The 15,695-nt window shown below is 48.6% G+C and carries 12 protein-coding genes; 10 read left to right on the top strand and 2 right to left on the bottom strand.

Annotated features, from left to right (window positions below):
* Window positions 1–37: 37 nt before the first annotated feature.
* The gene (locus tag IE165_RS05705) at window positions 38–1,255 is read left to right on the top strand and encodes a TlpA disulfide reductase family protein (RefSeq protein ID WP_189625630.1); all 1,218 of its coding nucleotides are present in this window, start codon (window positions 38–40) and stop codon (window positions 1,253–1,255) included.
* Between the two features lie 112 nt (window positions 1,256–1,367).
* Window positions 1,368–2,297 (top strand): S1 family peptidase, encoded by a 930-nt coding sequence (locus tag IE165_RS05700; protein WP_189625629.1) that lies wholly within the window; start codon window positions 1,368–1,370, stop codon window positions 2,295–2,297.
* Window positions 2,298–2,459: 162 nt separating this feature from the next.
* Here IE165_RS05700 and IE165_RS05695 read toward each other — a convergent pair whose 3' ends face one another.
* Both IE165_RS05695 and IE165_RS05690 read right to left on the bottom strand, forming a co-directional pair.
* Window positions 2,460–3,053 (bottom strand): RNA polymerase sigma factor, encoded by a 594-nt coding sequence (locus tag IE165_RS05695; RefSeq protein ID WP_189625628.1) that lies wholly within the window; start codon window positions 3,051–3,053, stop codon window positions 2,460–2,462.
* A gap of 204 nt (window positions 3,054–3,257) precedes the next feature.
* Window positions 3,258–4,961, bottom strand: coding sequence for a 3-ketosteroid-delta-1-dehydrogenase (locus IE165_RS05690; RefSeq protein ID WP_189625627.1), 1,704 nt, complete (start codon window positions 4,959–4,961; stop codon window positions 3,258–3,260).
* 100 nt (window positions 4,962–5,061) lie between these two features.
* Here IE165_RS05690 and IE165_RS05685 point away from each other — a divergent pair, with 100 nt between their 5' ends.
* The 8 genes from IE165_RS05685 to IE165_RS05650 all read left to right on the top strand — a co-directional run bounded on the left by IE165_RS05685 (window position 5,062) and on the right by IE165_RS05650 (window position 15,658).
* Window positions 5,062–5,640 (top strand): TetR/AcrR family transcriptional regulator, encoded by a 579-nt coding sequence (locus IE165_RS05685; RefSeq protein ID WP_189625626.1) that lies wholly within the window; start codon window positions 5,062–5,064, stop codon window positions 5,638–5,640.
* Between the two features lie 11 nt (window positions 5,641–5,651).
* Entirely contained in the window at window positions 5,652–6,404 is a 753-nt protein-coding gene (locus IE165_RS05680; protein WP_189625625.1) for an SDR family NAD(P)-dependent oxidoreductase, read from the top strand.
* Window positions 6,405–6,655: 251 nt separating this feature from the next.
* Window positions 6,656–7,264: an RNA polymerase sigma factor gene (locus IE165_RS05675; protein ID WP_189625624.1), complete on the top strand. Its 609-nt coding sequence runs from the start codon at window positions 6,656–6,658 to the stop codon at window positions 7,262–7,264.
* An 84-nt stretch (window positions 7,265–7,348) separates the two neighbouring features.
* Window positions 7,349–8,374 carry a FecR family protein gene (locus IE165_RS05670; protein ID WP_189625623.1) on the top strand — a complete coding sequence of 342 codons (1,026 nt, stop codon included), beginning with the start codon at window positions 7,349–7,351 and terminating at the stop codon, window positions 8,372–8,374.
* Window positions 8,375–8,452: 78 nt separating this feature from the next.
* On the top strand, window positions 8,453–11,749 hold the full coding sequence (locus tag IE165_RS05665; RefSeq protein WP_229826365.1) for a SusC/RagA family TonB-linked outer membrane protein: 3,297 nt from the start codon (window positions 8,453–8,455) through the stop codon (window positions 11,747–11,749).
* 11 nt (window positions 11,750–11,760) lie between these two features.
* A complete protein-coding gene (locus IE165_RS05660; protein ID WP_189625622.1) occupies window positions 11,761–13,566 on the top strand; it encodes a RagB/SusD family nutrient uptake outer membrane protein in 1,806 nt (601 codons plus the stop codon).
* On the top strand, window positions 13,566–14,396 hold the full coding sequence (locus IE165_RS05655) for a metallophosphoesterase family protein (protein ID WP_189625621.1): 831 nt from the start codon (window positions 13,566–13,568) through the stop codon (window positions 14,394–14,396). Before IE165_RS05660 ends, IE165_RS05655 begins: the two co-directional genes overlap by 1 nt.
* Complete coding sequence (locus IE165_RS05650) at window positions 14,393–15,658, top strand: alkaline phosphatase family protein (protein WP_189625620.1); 1,266 nt, start codon at window positions 14,393–14,395, stop codon at window positions 15,656–15,658. Before IE165_RS05655 ends, IE165_RS05650 begins: the two co-directional genes overlap by 4 nt.
* Window positions 15,659–15,695 lie beyond the last annotated feature (37 nt).

Raw genomic sequence — 15,695 nt, 5'->3', positions numbered from 1 at the left:
CTGCACTTCATTTATAACAACTATTAAAGAAAAAAACATGCGTACAAACAAGCTAAAAAAAACCGTCCTAGACCTGCGCCTGCTTATCATCACGGCCATCAGTGCCGTATGGGCAACGAACTTAACAGCACAGGATAAGCTGACCATAACTGGATCCGTAGGCGGTTTGGTCGATGGTGAAAAGGTATACCTTATGGGTCATGTTCCGGTCATGAAAAACGCTTTTCATTCGAAAGACTCTACCACGGTTAAAGACGGTGCGTTTCGATTTGAAATCCAGCAGCCGGAGGTGGCACATTACAAGCTTTCCTATAAAGGGGAAAATAGCGCAAGCACCGTGCTTGGACCCGCTACTGCAGCCGTTAGCGGCACAGCAGCCGACTGGAAGAACCTGCAATTCGCAGTTACACAAAATCCTGCTGGTGATGACTTGAAACTGTTTGAGAGGGAAGTTACAGAACCCATCAACAAAAGAATGCAAGTGCTGGAAAGTGGCAGCGAGGAGCTGAATGAAAAATATATGAAAGCCTACGAAGCCAAGGACAAGGAAGCTATGGCATCCATGGAACGAGAGAGCATGAACGCCTATCGTGAATATGAAAGGCTACGCTTGGCAGACTATGATCGTTGGTTTGCCAACCATCCGAATAGCTTGGCAAATATGTTGATTTTGAAAGATATTGTCTTAACCAAAGAGTCGCCCATCGAGCGCGCTGAAGGCTGGTTTCAACAGTCATCGAAGAGGCTGCGCGAAAGCCAAGTTGGACAGCAGATTGCCGCTCGCATGAAGCAAATCAAAGGCATCAGTGAGGGTGCTGTCGCACCAGATTTCACGCTGCCCGATACCGAGGGTAAGGAATATTCCCTCAGCGATTTTAAGGGCAAATACGTCTTTTTGGATTTCTGGGCGAGCTGGTGCGGCCCTTGCCGCGGAGAGAACCCCAATGTGTTGGCAGCCTACAACAAGTATAAAGATCATGAAAAAGGATTTACCGTATTGGGCATCTCGCTGGATAAGAGCCGTGACGAATGGATCAAGGCGATCGAGGAAGACGGTATGCCGTGGACGCAGCTATCTGAATTAACGGGGTTTAAAACGCCATCCGTAGCACTATACGAAATCGCTGGTATTCCCGACAATTACCTGATAGATCCAAATGGCATCATTGTCGCCAGCAACCTGCGGGGCGCGGCTTTGGAAGAAAAGCTGGATGAAATCTTGGGCCAAGAAGGGCTTACAGATACCCGTAAATAAAAAATGAACGCGTTTGTTTTTCTTACTATATGTGTTAGCTGAAGAGCGTCGATCCCTGAACAAGGGGTCGATCGCTTTTTTTCGTCTACACGCTAATCATTCACCATTTAACATGAAAAAAAATCCATACATTTCTATCTTTACAGGCGTTTCCCTGCTCTTTATTTTAAGTTGTTCAGCCGTATCGCAGGTTCAGGCGCAACAGGCGAGATTCCGGAACGAAGAAGCCAACTGGGATCAAATGGCTGCTAAAGTCGACGAAATGCCCGTGTTCAGCAACAAAGCGTACCTAGAGCAGGTAAGCGTTGCAAATAACCCCGTAGAGATCGGCAAGGCAGCCAAGAAGGGCAAAAAAGATCTACCAGCGACGGCGATCTATTCAAAAAGCAAAGGGTCGGTTTTGCAGTACGCCTACAGTTACAACTGCGGCAACTGTGACAAGGTGCATGTCGCTCCGAATGCCACTGCGTTCTTTATCGACGAAGATGGGTTGGCCGTCACCAACTACCATGTGCTGGAACCCTTTATCGAAAAAAAGGAAGATGGCGAGATCGCGAGGATCATCGCCGGAAAAAAACCTACCGATGACATGAACCTGTTCTTCACTACGTATGACAACCGCATCTTCACGTTAAAAGAGATCTTGGCTTATGATCAGGCAAATGATGTCGCTATATTTCGGGTAGATACGCAAGGCGTGAAAGTGCAACCCATACCGCTCGGCGATGCTGCGGAAATTGGGGCTACGGTCTTCGCGTTGGGACATCCCAAAAGCAATCCTTACTATTTTTCCTCCGGTATGGTGGCCCGTAATTATATGTTCAACGGCATGAAAGGACAGGGTATGCGCATGGATATCACAGCGGACTACGCGGTGGGATCGAGTGGCGGCCCAATTCTCGATGAAAAGGGTAATGTCTGCGGTATGGTATCTGCCACGGTAACCCTGGTTTCCAAAGACGAAGCATCCAAACCAAGCGACGTGCAAATGGTTATCAAGCGCGCTATCCCTGTTGAGGCAATAACGAAATTGTTGAAATAAGAACGGAGGCTTATGAGCACGATATCTTGCTCGGTGTTTTTACCTCATATACCTGGATTCTTGCAAAGCCCACGTATATGAGGTAAAAGCATTTTTCCAAAGCGGAAAGCACAGGAAACCTAAAATGCGTCCTTCGCATACCGAAGGGAGATAAAAGGTGTATTAAAAAAGATAAAAAAATACAGCCAAACTCAATAAAATGAGGAGGTAGATATCAAAATCTTTTTCGATGGCCACGCGTATGGATTTCATGGCGCGCACCATATGTTTTTTGATCGCATCCCGGCTTATGCCCAGTTCTGCGGCAACTTCGTTATAGGTCTTTCTCTCTTCCCGGCAGCCTTGAAAAACTTTTCGAGCGGTCGGGCTGAGGGAGCCTATAGCTTGCGCGATATAAGCCTGGTATTCTTTTTCCAATAGGAAAAAGTCGCTGCCTTTTGCTTCCAAAGGCATATGATGGATGATCTCTGCCTGCGCCGCCTCCGATTTTGCGATGCGCCTGAGGTAATCCAACACATGGTTCCGTGTAGTAGCCAATAGATAGGGCCGGAAAGCATTCGCTGCCTTAAATTGCTTCCGGTTTTCCCACATCTTAAGAAAAATCTCTTGCTGCAGGTCTTCTGCAAGATCCGGCGATTTAACATACCGCATAACAAACTGAAAGACCCGGTTTGCGTAGGAGTGGTACAAGGCCGTGAACGCACTTCCATCACCTTCCGCCATAGCATACACAAGTTTTTTCTCTTTACTTTCCATAATCTGGCTTTCGTTCAAAGATAACAATTTTTTCGCGAAATCTTATCGGAAACGAATAGCCCCGCGCACTCATTGGGGGACAGCGCACGACGGGAATAAGGCACCTTAGGTCTTGGTTTTACAAAGTCTAGCGTGCTACCAACGGAAGCAAACTACGTGGGTAAAGCGTGAGAGAATAGGGTTCCTATAGGCTGAATCTGTGTATTACTCCAGCTTCTCTGCCGCATGATGGGCGGCAACATACGAGAAGACCAAACCTTGACCGATTGTAGCGCCCGCACCTGGATATACCCGGCCGAATACATTTGCCGCACTGTTACCGACAGCATACAAGCCCCGTATCGGCATCCCATCCTCTCGTAATACCTGCGCGAATTTATCTGTCACCAGTCCGCCACAGGTGCCCAAATCAGCCAGCACAACCTTCACTGCATAAAGTTTGCCTCGCAACGGTCTTAGGTTTGGGTTCGGCATAATCGTTGGATCTCCGTAATAATTGTCATAGACACTTTCACCGCGATGAAAGTCTGTGTCTTTCCCCGTCATGGACAACTCATTAAATCTTTGGAATGTCGAGACAAACTGTTCCATAGGCAGTCCTAATTGGCTGGCTAGAGCCTCTGCGGTATCGGCCGAATAAGCTACCCCCGATTCATACCAGTTTTTTGGAAGCGCCATCATTGGAAATATTGTTCCCGACAAGATATAACGATTACGATAACTTTGATCGAAGATCAACCACATTTCCAATTTATGCTGACCTTCTTTCTCCAAAGCCAATATTTTTTGACCGAAAGTCATATAGTCCGTGGCCTCATTGATAAAGCGTTTACCTGCATGATTAACCATGAAACTTCCCGGAAGTGATCTTTCGGCAAGCAAAACCTGAGGCCTACCTCCATCTTCTGGCGGAGCGATTGCGGGAAACCACCAAGCCTCTTCCATATTGTCAATTCCCGCGCAGAGAGACCTTGCTAGGTTAATGCCGTCACCCGTATTTCCATCCGAGCCAAGGCTGTAATGATCCCCTAAACCGGACGACTGATAATGATGTCGCATCAACATATTGTGGTCGAAGCCGCCTGTACTCAGGACGATCCCCCTTTTGGCGGTTATCCGAACCTCTTCATTTTGATACTTCACGATGCACTCCTCGACACGTCCCTTATTGACAATAAGTTCCATCAACGAACAATTCGTCCATACCGGAATATCCGCCCGCTTTAATCCCGCAAATAACCCGCCCGCAATAGCTTGACCGCCGCCAACCATATGCTTTCCTAGCAGTAGCCCACCGATTCCCTGCAGCATCCGTTTGACAAAAAGTGGCATCGCTTTAAAAGGCTTGCAAACCATCAGATTGAACCATTTATAATCGAATCCAGTAACAGGCATCGGAACCGGCGGTTTAAGCTGCGCCGGACGCAAACGAGCTACATCACGGCCTAACATGCGAACATTAAATGGCTTACATTCACAGGTGCGACCCTCCGCTGATCCGCCAGGCATTTCGGGGTGGTAATCCGGATATCCTTTTGACCAAAAGAACTGCATTGGCGTCATACGCCTTAGCATATCGACGGTCCGATGGCCATATTTCAGAAATTGATCAATACGATCAGTAGATTTTTGATCATCAACAATTGCATGCAGGTAAGTTTGGGCGCCTTGGAGACTGTCCGACGATCCCGCCTCCTGTAAAACCGCATTGTCAGGGATCCAAAAAGCACCTCCAGAAATTGCAGTAGAGCCGCCCACATAGCTTGTTTTCTCAATTACCCATGTTGAAAGACCAAGCTCGTGAGCGGCCAATGCTGCAGCCATACCGGTACCCGCACCGACGATAAGTAAGTCCACTTCTATTGTAGTATCTTGTTCCTTTTTTTTGTGATGCTTGCTATTGCTCATAACTTTTCATTTTAACCGTAATGCATTTACAGATCAAATATATTTAAAAATGTTACACTATGTAACTTTTTTTGTATATTTGTTTACTTAACAAATTATCATGATTAAAGAAAGAGCAGATGTAAAAAGAAATCGGAACGCTATAATCGACGTTGCTTTGAAAATGTTCAAAGAAAAAGGTCCAGATTTTTCATTAGTCGGATTGGCAAAACAATCGGGATTATCCAGAATGACATTTTATAGATATTTCCCCGATAAAAGTGCTGTGATAGGTGCCGTTTTCTGTTATAACTTAGAGCAGCTGGAAAAAATAAGTCGAACATTTAGTGCGGACGGACTATTGTTTTTTGAATTATTAAAAATTGTTGTGAAGCAACGAATTCAGTACAACCTGTTTGTTCCATATTTAAATGAAGAAGACAGCACAGAAACCGGTAGAAAATTAATTGAGGTCTTTAAAGATCCCGTAGCAGTAGCTAAAGAAGCTGGCTATTTACGGGCAGATTTCGATTTACGGACCGACTTATTATTGCTGCTCACCATGATAGCAAGTGTCAGTGCCAATTTTCCAGATCCAATGAAAACCAACGCCTCTCGCATTTTTACCTTCCTAATTGGCGGACTTGGAGGAGAGAAGACACATAAAGACATACAATTTTTTGAAGATATAGCTTTTTAAATGTAAATAAGATGAAACGATTCAATGAAAAAGTAGTATTGGTAACAGGCGCTGCATCGGGAATGGGACGCGCGTGCGCTTTAAGGTTTGCTCAAGAAGGAGCACGAGTTGTGGCTATGGATGTCAACCGTGATGGCTTGGAAGAAACGGTCAGAAAGATGACTAATCCGGGTCGTTACATGACCGCTTCCGTCACGGATGAGGATGCGGTAAAGGAGGTTTTTAAAAGCATTGCGCATACGGAAGGAAAACTGGACGCCGTTGCTCACATGGCTGGCATACTGCGATCTTCTGTCACCTCATCAACGAGTGTCGAAGAGTTTATGGTACCTATTACGGTCAATCTTTTGGGAACGTTTTTAATTAATCGCGAGGCGATCCCTTTGCTCATCAAAACGAAAGGTAGTATTGTAAACGCCGCTTCCACCTCTTCGTTCTTTGGACATCCTTACATGGCAGCCTATGCGGCCAGTAAAGGAGGTGTTGCCGCGATGACTAGCACCTTGGCGTGGGAATACATGAAAACCGGAATACGTATAAACGCCGTTGCCCCAGGGGGAATAGCCACCAACATGATAAAAGAAAACCCGCTTGAACACTTGGGAACAGATGTAGACTATACCTTGATGGAGCATTTGAAACGGATGGATCTGCCCTACGGAAATCCGGAAGATGTCGCTGGTGTTGTCGCCATGCTTGCCTCGGAAGACGGCGCCTTTATAAATGGTGAAATCATAAGGATTGACGGAGGAAATCATAGTTAAGGGATTATAGTTCCTTCAGTATATTATAGGAAAGTCAGCATCTAATCGATACGATGCCAAATCCTTCGTATTTACTTTTTCAAAAAAATGAGGTGAAATTGCAGGTGCATCGAAGAAAAGGAAGCTACTGGATTTTTCGATGCATCTTTACGCTTTCCTTCGCTTTAACAATTCTTTCACACCGTCTTAATATTTAGCTAGTATTAAAGTTTGAGTTTTGTGTCGACCTTAAACAGTGCATAGCAGAAATAATGGCGGAATCCTTGGATATGATTTTTTGGCAGAGGATAACACAAGGTGATTATCAAGCCTTCAATGCCATATACGATCGTTATTGGAATATACTACTGGCAATCGCGCTCAAAAAAGTAGGCGATAAGGAACTGGCCATGGATATCGTGCAAGACCTTTTTATCGACATCTGGCAAAAACGCCATAGTATTCAGGTCCAAACCTCGTTAAGGTCTTATCTTACTTCGGCCCTCTATTTTAAAGTCTTTATGCATTTCCGTCGGCAAGGCGTACAACAGAAGCATATCGACCAGTATCATCTGCTCTTGGAGACGCAGGAGTGCGGTGAACATTTCACGTCGGCACGGTACGAAGAAAGTTACGAAACACTGCTCCACGCGATCCAACAATCGGTGCATGACATGCCGCAGCGCATGAAAGAAGTATTCCAGCTAAAATACTACCGATCCCTCAACAACCAAGAGATTGCAGAAAACCTCGGCCTTTCTACCCAAACCGTAAAAAACCAGCTCAGTAAAGGCTTGCAGCAAATACGCCGCCATATGGAAGCCGAACGGATGGACACCTCCATGCTGAGCCTCATCGGCATCTTTCTACTCTTTCATTAATCGCTGTTTTTCTTTACCTAAAGTTCACATTTCCTTAATCGGAAATCGATGGTACGCTTTGCTGATTGCGCAACTATATGGTGTATGCAGGATAGAAAACAGGAATTGGAAACGCTTATTGACCGGTACCTCAAGGGCCAACTGGATACGGATGAGAAACGCCATATGGAGCAGTGGATGCACGAGCTGGATATCATGGACGATCAGCCCTCGATGTTGCCGCGCGATAAGGACCTGCTGAAGCAACGCATCGATGCGCAGCTACTTCCGGAGGAAACAGCTACCACAGGAAGAAACCGACTTTGGCAGCCGTTAGCTATCGCCGCCTCTCTGGCATTGTTCCTCTTTTTGGGGCTACAGCTCATCCATCAGCATGCCGCTCTTACCACGCCTTCGCCATTGCGGCCAGACAACAGCTGGGCGGCTGCTTATCCTAAGCAACAAACCATCCGCAATCACTCCGGAAAGGACAGCATACTAACGCTGCAGGATGGCACCCGAGTGCGCCTCACTGCCAATTCCAGCCTGACTTGGAAAGTGCCCTTCGAATCCCACCGCCGCGCTGTAACGTTGGAAGGTACAGCATATTTTGAGGTGGCCCATAATCACAAACGCCCCTTTTCTGTGCGCGCTGGCGAAATTATCACCACGGCTTTGGGCACGTCCTTTTGGGTTGAGCAGACCAAAGCGGGCGGGAATCCACGTGTACGCCTGGTCACCGGTAAGGTATCCATCGCACAATTGCAGGACAAGGCCCAGCCACTTATTTTGGCTTACCTTACTCCTGGACAGCAGTGGCAAGAACCAACCGTTTCGAAAAAGACGGAAGCGCCAGCGATCAGCAAAGAAACAGCGCCTGCGGACGAACCGATGGTCACCACACTGTTTTTTCATCATAAACCACTATCGGAAGTGCTCCCCGCCTTGGCTTCTTTCTACAGCACCAGCATTGCATTTTCGGAAAAAGAGCTGGAGGGGATGTCTTTTTATGGATCCTTCGACCAGCAAAATAGTATCGAACAGATTTTGACGACCATCTGCATGGCCAACGATTTGGAGATGGAGTGGAACGCACAGCAAAACACATACACTATTCGTAGCACAAACTAAATAACAGCAATAAAAAAAGGATATATCCACCAAAAAATGGGTGGACAGGACAAACTATGCACAATTTTTAACACAGATATGCGATTATTTTTGACAAACAGTATACCGCGAAAAGGTATCATGTTGCTGCTCATGACGGTTTTCTTAGGCAGCTGGGCAGTAGCCCAACAAAGCGGTGAGATAGTGGTGATCGTGCAAGACGGGGATTCGAAAGGATTGGCCAATGCAACCATCACACTATCCAACAACAACTTCCAAGCCTTCAAACGGATTGGTCTAACTGACGACCAGGGGAAGGCCGTTTTCGCCAACTTGCCAGCGGATAGTAATTATTGCATCCAAGTAACGTTTACCGGCTTGCAACCCAAACAGGCGTGCCAATACATCGTGTCGGCCGGCAAGCGCTCCACCGTAGTCGTAGCGCTGCGCGATCCCGTGCTGAACGACATGGACGAGGTCGTCGTGGTGGGTTACGGTATGCAGAAAAAAGTAAACCTTTCCGGTGCCGTAGATTATGTGAGCGGCGACGTATTGGAAAGCCGCCCCATTGCCAACGTAGCGCAAGGTCTGCAAGGTATTGCGCCAAACTTGAACATTCAGTTCAATTCGGGCGCGCCGGGGGCCACCCCCAACATCAACATCCGCGGCATCACTTCCATCAATGGTGGCGATCCATTGATCTTGCTGGATAACGTGCCTGTTACCGCGGCCGAATTGATCCGTATTGCGCCGCAGGATATCGAATCCTTCTCCATCATCAAAGATGCATCCGCAGCAGCCATCTACGGTGCGCGCGCATCCTTTGGGGTTATCATCATCACGACCAAAACCGGCAAGGGCGATGCAAAAGTGAGCTACAGCAATAATTTCACGTGGAATACCCCCACCGTGATGCCCGATAAAATTACCGATCCCTACGTATTCTCACGCCTGTTGCAGACCTCGACTGACAATACACCTTGGAACAACGTCAACTACTCCGATCAGTTTTACGATTACGCTAGACAGCGTTCCGACGATCCATCCACACCCGGCGTGCGCATTGACCCCTCCAATCCCGCAGCATGGGAATACATGGGCAATCGCGACTGGACGCGCTATTTCCTATCCGATTGGAACGCCGCGCAGACCCACGACCTGTCCATTTCGGGAGCAAGCGAGAAAGCACAATACTACCTCAGCGGTAGCTACAACCGCCAAAACTCGCCCCTGATCTTGACAGATGACTATTTTGACCGGTACAACCTACGCGCAAAAGTGAATTACAAACTGGCGGATTTTATTGCTATAGGCAACAATACCGTATTAGGTAGCAACCGCCGCTTAACACCTTCCCGCATGGATTTGCCCGCGATCTACAATGTTTTCCCGACCAGCTACGATAAGAACCCCGACGGCACTTGGGCCAATACGACGGTGGGTCGTTTAGCGGCAGAAATGGTGGATGGCGGCAAAACGGACATCAAACGCATGGATGTGCAGTCGACCTTTAACACCGAGCTTCGCTTATTCAATAGTAAATTCAAGCTGAACGCCGATTATACCTTCCAGCGTAACGCCATGAACTACAACGCTTACCGCACGCAGTACAACATTGGCTTTGGGCCAGATGATGTACGCAAGGAAGGTACCAGCGAAGCCTTCCGCCAAGCCGGCTTCTCCTATTATAACGTCTATAATGTCTTCGGCACCTATGCACAATCGTTCCATAAGCACCAAGTAACGGCCGTGTTGGGCTTCAACCAAGAGAGCTACCGTTATGAGGGCTTCAGCTTAAGCCGCCAGGGCTTGATATCGGAAACATACCCCACCGTGCAGTTTGCGACCGGCACCATGAACGTAGGCGAGGGAATCGACACGTACGCCCTGCGTGGTGCGTTCTATCGCTTGAACTACATGTATGACGACAAGTATATCGTGGAATTCAATGGCCGCTATGATGGATCCTCCCGTTTCCCGAAAGATAAACGCTTCGGCTTCTTCCCTTCGGGCTCGGTGGCTTGGCGTTTGGATCGCGAAAATTTCCTAGCGGACATCAGCGACCTGACGCTCCTCAAGCTACGTGCTTCCTATGGCGCCTTGGGCAACCAAGCGGTCGGCAACTATGGCTACCAAGCGTCCATGGCCAAGCAAACCTCCAGCTACCTGATCGGCGGCAGCCAAGCGATCTATATCGATGCCCCATATTTGGTATCACCCAACTACACTTGGGAAAAAGTGAATACCATCAACTTCGGTTTGGATATGGCACTTTGGCAAAACAAGCTGGCGGCCAGCTTCGACTACTATTCGCGCGAAACCTTGGGCATGCTAACCCTCGGACGTGAACTGCCCAATGTCTTGGGCGCGGCAGAACCCAATGAAAACGCTGCCGACCTTCGAACAAACGGCTGGGAACTTACCCTATCCTACCAGGATCAATTTAACTTGGCCAATGCGCCACTCCGCTTCAATGCCAAATTCCTTTTAGCTGACTCTTATTCCAAAATTATCCGCTTCGACAACCCCAACAACAGCATCACCACGTACTACAAAGGAATGCGCCTCGGTGAAATTTGGGGATTGGAGAGCGATGGCTTCTTTGCCAACGCCGATGAAATTGCAGCCTTGGATCAGTCCAGCATTATTCCATGGGGCGCGCTATCTATTGTTCCGGGATGGCCGAAATATGTGGACCAAGATGGCAATGGTAAAATTGAAAAGGGCTATACCCTCGACGACACCAAAGACTTGAAACGCATCGGAAACTCTACCCCCCGTTACCAATTCGGCTTAGATCTGTCTGCCGATTGGAAAGGGTTTGACGTTCGTGCTTTCTTCCAAGGCATTGGCAAGCGCGATTACTACCCAATCGATTACCTCTACTGGGGCCCCTACCAACAGCCTTATGGAAACTTCTACGGACACCTGTTGGACTTCTACCGTGCCGAAGGCGATTCAGAAGCCGAACGGGCACGCCATTCCCAAAGCTACCTCAACCTCGGCTTGGCCGACCAAAACCTCGATGCCGCGTATCCGGTACTGCAGTCGTGGCTGGCCGACCGCAACTTGGGTACGCGTATCGACGAGTCGCAAGGTTTAGCCATTCCGCAAACCAACTACATGCTAAACGCCGCCTATCTTCGCCTTAAAAACCTGACTATTGGCTACACATTGCCTAGCGCTTGGACATCGCGCGCTCAGATTGGTCATATTCGCGTATACCTCAGCGGCGAAAACATTATGGAATGGTCGGCCGTGAAGCGCTACTTCGATCCGGAGACCTTAAACGAAAATACATATACCAACCCCGAACAAAGCCCCGGCCGTGTAGGTAACGGTCTTACCTATCCGTTCCAGCGCAGTTTCTCGGGTGGTGTTCAATTTACCTTTTAACGACAACAAGCATGAATAGATACATTAAACTAGCACTTTTCGGCGCCGTACTCTTATCCAGCAGCAGTTGCAACGATGGCTTTATGGACCTGAGCTCCGAAACGGAAATCAATAAGGAGAGTTTTTTCAATACCGCCAATGACCTCGATCTTTTTATCGTGGGTATGTACAACTTTTCCGGACTGGGCATTTACCAAGCCGATGCCACCACGGACAATGCCAGCACCACCGGAAACAACGAAATCAAGAACCTGATGACGGGAAACGCTACGGCCACGACCATCACCAATGGCTGGGGCCACGATGACTGGGCACAGCTGCGCAAAGCCAATTTTTACCTCGAAAATATGCGCAAAGCGCAGATCAGCGACAGCGAAAAGGCACATTATGAAGGCCTGGGCCGCTACTTCCGCGCCCGCTTCTATGTCGATAAAGTAAAGCGTTTCTCGGACGTGCCTTGGATAGACAAAGCATTAGAGGCAAATGATAACGACTACCTCTTTGCGGGTCGTGATCCGCGTGCCTTTGTGGTCGACAAGATCATGGAAGACTTTGAATATGCGGCGCAGCATGTCCGCCCGACATCCGCACTGGGTGCCGTAAACAAATGGGTGGTGCTACAGGAATACAGTCGCTTTGCCCTATATGAAGGTACCTACCGCAAATACCACAATGAGCTTGACCTGAAGTCAACGTCAACCGCTTTTTTGGAAAAAGCGTATACCTTGAGCAACCAAGTGATGAGCGATGGCGGTTTTCAAATACACAATACCGGCAATCCGGAATCGGACTATGCGAGCCTGTTCTTCAACGAAAGCCTGGACAACAACCGCGAGGTGGTATTAGGCCGCTTCTACGCCAACAATGTGCTCAATGCAGATGATTGGCCCGGCATGTTCGGAAACTATGAGTATTACCCGCTGCGAGACCTGCTGCAGTCTTACCTGATGCGCGACGGCTCTTTCTATTCCAGCCAACCGGGCTATGAGCGTTTCTCCTTTGTCAAGGAATTTGAAAACCGTGATCCACGTCTTTCGCAATCATATGCCTACCCGGGATGGGAATTGGTCTATTCGCATACCTATGCCCAAGGGCAGGGTCTATATGTGCAGCAGCTCGCTAAGAATTTCTCCGGCTACCATCAGATTAAAGGTTTTCCAAACACGCTGAACGTCGAGCAGCGGCGCAATTTGGATATTCCGCTATACCGCTACGCCGAGGTACTGTTAAACTTTGCCGAAGCAAAAGCTGAGCTGGGCATTTTAACGCAAGCAGACCTTGACCGCAGCATCAACTTGTTACGCCTGCGCGCAGGCATGCCGCAGCTGTCTCTCTCGCAGGGTATCGACCCGGTGATGTCTGCCCAACATGCCAATGTCGAGAGCGCACAGCGCAATATGGTCTATGAGGTACGCCGTGAGCGTCGTGTGGAACTGGCCTTTGAAGGTTTCCGCTTTGATGACCTTATGCGCTGGAATCTGGGCAAGCTATTGGAAAAGAAGCGCGAAGGGATCTATTTCTCGGGATTGGGCAAGCACGATATGACAGGTGATGGCATTCCGGATCTGGAACTACTACCCGCTTCCGCAACAATTCCGGCCGTCAAAGAGAAAAACAGCTTAGGCCGCGAACTGCAATATTACCGCGCGGGCACCTTCACACAGGATGTAGGCGTATTCCTTTCGCAAGGCAACAGCGGCACCGTAGAAACCATCGAGCGCAGCGGTACTTTTGAAGCACCAAAATATTATTATCGCCCCATTCCGCAGAATGAAATCCGATTAAATCCTAACTTAACACAAATATTTGGCTGGTAATGAAAAAAACACAAAACATCATCATCCTGTTGCTCAGCATCTGGCTGGGCAGCAGTCCTGCCGTCCAGGCACAGCAATTCAAATTTGCGTTTCTCACGGATTTACATATCCACAGCGATAGCACCCTCAACCAGGTGGCACAGCGCTTGCAAAAACTGCCCAAGTCGGTAGACTTTGTGCTCAGCGGGGGCGACAATGTCGATATTGACAACCTGAAACCGACGGATATCCCCACCGGCGAGCAGCGCTTGGCACAGCTGAAGGATCTGCTGGATAAAACCAAAAAGCCCTACCATATGGCCATTGGCAACCATGACCGTTTGCCCCGCTCGGTGCGCGATGGTAAGAACGATTTCCAAGCCTTCGAAAAAACCTTCGGCAAAACCTATTATAGCTTTGCGCACAAAGGCTGTACCTTTATCGTCTTGAACAGCGTAGAGGTAGAGAACAATCAATACAGCGTAAAATCCGAGCAGCTAAACTGGCTGAAAGAGCTGTTAAGCAAAACGCCGCAAGAACAGCCGATTGTCGTTGTCTCGCATGTTCCCTTCCTATCGGTATACTATCCCGTATTGGAAGGACGCTATACCGGCGCAGACACCTTTCAAAACCAAAAGCAGGTGTTCGATCTATTTGAGAAGCACAACCTTAAGCTGGTTTTGCAAGGGCATATGCACCTCTATGAGGAAATCAAGGTCAAAGGCGTACAGTTTATAACTGCCGGAGCCGTATCGGGAAACTGGTGGCACGGGGCTTTCCATGGTACCGCACCGGGACACCTAGAAGTAGAGCTCTCCAAAGACGCCGTAAAATGGGAATATATCCAATGAAGAAAATAAACTACGCCCTCTTTGGCCTTTGCATAATGCTATTACACAGCAGCGGCAGTTTCGCGCAAGCGCCAGCAGCGAAAGTCAAAAAAGCCCTGCTGGTGATTGTAGACGGCATCCCGGCGGATGTGATCGAGCGGGAGGACACGCCAAACATCGATGAAATCTCCAAAGATGGCGGATACACCCGCGCCTACATGGGCGGCGAGCGTGGCGGCTATTCGCAAACGCCCACGATATCCGCGGTATGCTATACGAGCATGATCACCGGCACTTGGGGCAATAAGCACAATGTATGGGGCAACGATGTCAGCGCGCCCAACTACAACTACTGGACGATCTTCCGCCACCTGAAAGCACAACAGCCCGATCGCAAACTCGGTATCTACTCCACCTGGCTGGACAACCGCACGAAAATTTTGGGCGAAGGTAAGCCAGAAACCAGCAGCCTAAAGATCGATTACCATTATGATGGCTACGAACTGGATACCGTTCGTTTTCCACATGATAAGATGACCACCTACATCAGCAAAATTGACGAAGAAGTTACGGCGCAAGCTTGGCAAAGTATCCGCACGGAAGCGCCAGACCTCAGCTGGGTATACCTACAGTATACCGATAATGCAGGCCATATCTTCGGCGATGCCGAAGGCATGTATGATGCCGTGCACAAAGCGGATAGGCAGGTGGGCGACATTTACAACGCCGTCAAATACCGCGAGCAGTATTTCAATGAAGATTGGATGGTGGTGATCATTACCGATCATGGCCGCGATGTAGCGACAGGTCTATCCCACGGTGGCCAAACGGATCGCGAACGCACCATCTGGATTGCCACCAACAAGCAGGGGCTAAATCAACATTTCCATGCGCACCAACCGGCTATCGTCGATATATTGCCTTCTGTAGCGCGCCACCTCGAGGTGAATATTCCGAAGCAGCAGGCCTGGGAACTGGATGGCGTGCCCTTCGTGGGGAAGGTGTCCATCGCCGATCCGAAAGCTAGGCTGGTGGACGGCAAAATAGAGGCCGAATGGACGCCCTTTGCCAAAGAGGGTCAAGTAGAGCTTTTCCTCGCGCCTAGCAATACCTTTAAGGAAAAAGGCGCAGCACAAGCCGATAGTTATACATCCCTTGGCAAAGTTGACCTCGCCAAAGGAAAGGCTTCTATAGTGCTACCCCATGCACTTGCCGGCAAAAAATTTTATAAGCTGGTGCTCTCCGCAGAACATAATGCGGTAAACCGCTGGATTATTCCCTAGCGGGAATGTTTTATGGCTATGATTTTTCGACCGCCTG

It is taken from the genome of Sphingobacterium griseoflavum (assembly GCF_014653155.1).
GTDB lineage: Bacteria > Bacteroidota > Bacteroidia > Sphingobacteriales > Sphingobacteriaceae > Sphingobacterium > Sphingobacterium griseoflavum.
The sequence above is the reverse complement of the archived record's forward strand: the minus strand, read 5'-3'. Positions and strand labels throughout refer to the sequence as shown.

What these genes read in the sequence shown, in the direction of transcription:
- IE165_RS05660 (WP_189625622.1), top strand. Translation starts at nt 11,761, where the DNA reads ATGAATAGATACATTAAACTAGCACTTTTCGGCGCCGTACTCTTATCC.
- IE165_RS05670 (WP_189625623.1), top strand. Translation starts at nt 7,349, where the DNA reads ATGCAGGATAGAAAACAGGAATTGGAAACGCTTATTGACCGGTACCTC.
- IE165_RS05675 (WP_189625624.1), top strand. Translation starts at nt 6,656, where the DNA reads ATGGCGGAATCCTTGGATATGATTTTTTGGCAGAGGATAACACAAGGT.
- IE165_RS05665 (WP_229826365.1), top strand. Translation starts at nt 8,453, where the DNA reads ATGCGATTATTTTTGACAAACAGTATACCGCGAAAAGGTATCATGTTG.
- IE165_RS05700 (WP_189625629.1), top strand. Translation starts at nt 1,368, where the DNA reads ATGAAAAAAAATCCATACATTTCTATCTTTACAGGCGTTTCCCTGCTC.
- IE165_RS05650 (WP_189625620.1), top strand. Translation starts at nt 14,393, where the DNA reads ATGAAGAAAATAAACTACGCCCTCTTTGGCCTTTGCATAATGCTATTA.
- IE165_RS05680 (WP_189625625.1), top strand. Translation starts at nt 5,652, where the DNA reads ATGAAACGATTCAATGAAAAAGTAGTATTGGTAACAGGCGCTGCATCG.
- IE165_RS05685 (WP_189625626.1), top strand. Translation starts at nt 5,062, where the DNA reads ATGATTAAAGAAAGAGCAGATGTAAAAAGAAATCGGAACGCTATAATC.
- IE165_RS05655 (WP_189625621.1), top strand. Translation starts at nt 13,566, where the DNA reads ATGAAAAAAACACAAAACATCATCATCCTGTTGCTCAGCATCTGGCTG.
- IE165_RS05705 (WP_189625630.1), top strand. Translation starts at nt 38, where the DNA reads ATGCGTACAAACAAGCTAAAAAAAACCGTCCTAGACCTGCGCCTGCTT.
- IE165_RS05690 (WP_189625627.1), bottom strand. Translation starts at nt 4,961, where the DNA reads ATGAGCAATAGCAAGCATCACAAAAAAAAGGAACAAGATACTACAATA.
- IE165_RS05695 (WP_189625628.1), bottom strand. Translation starts at nt 3,053, where the DNA reads ATGGAAAGTAAAGAGAAAAAACTTGTGTATGCTATGGCGGAAGGTGAT.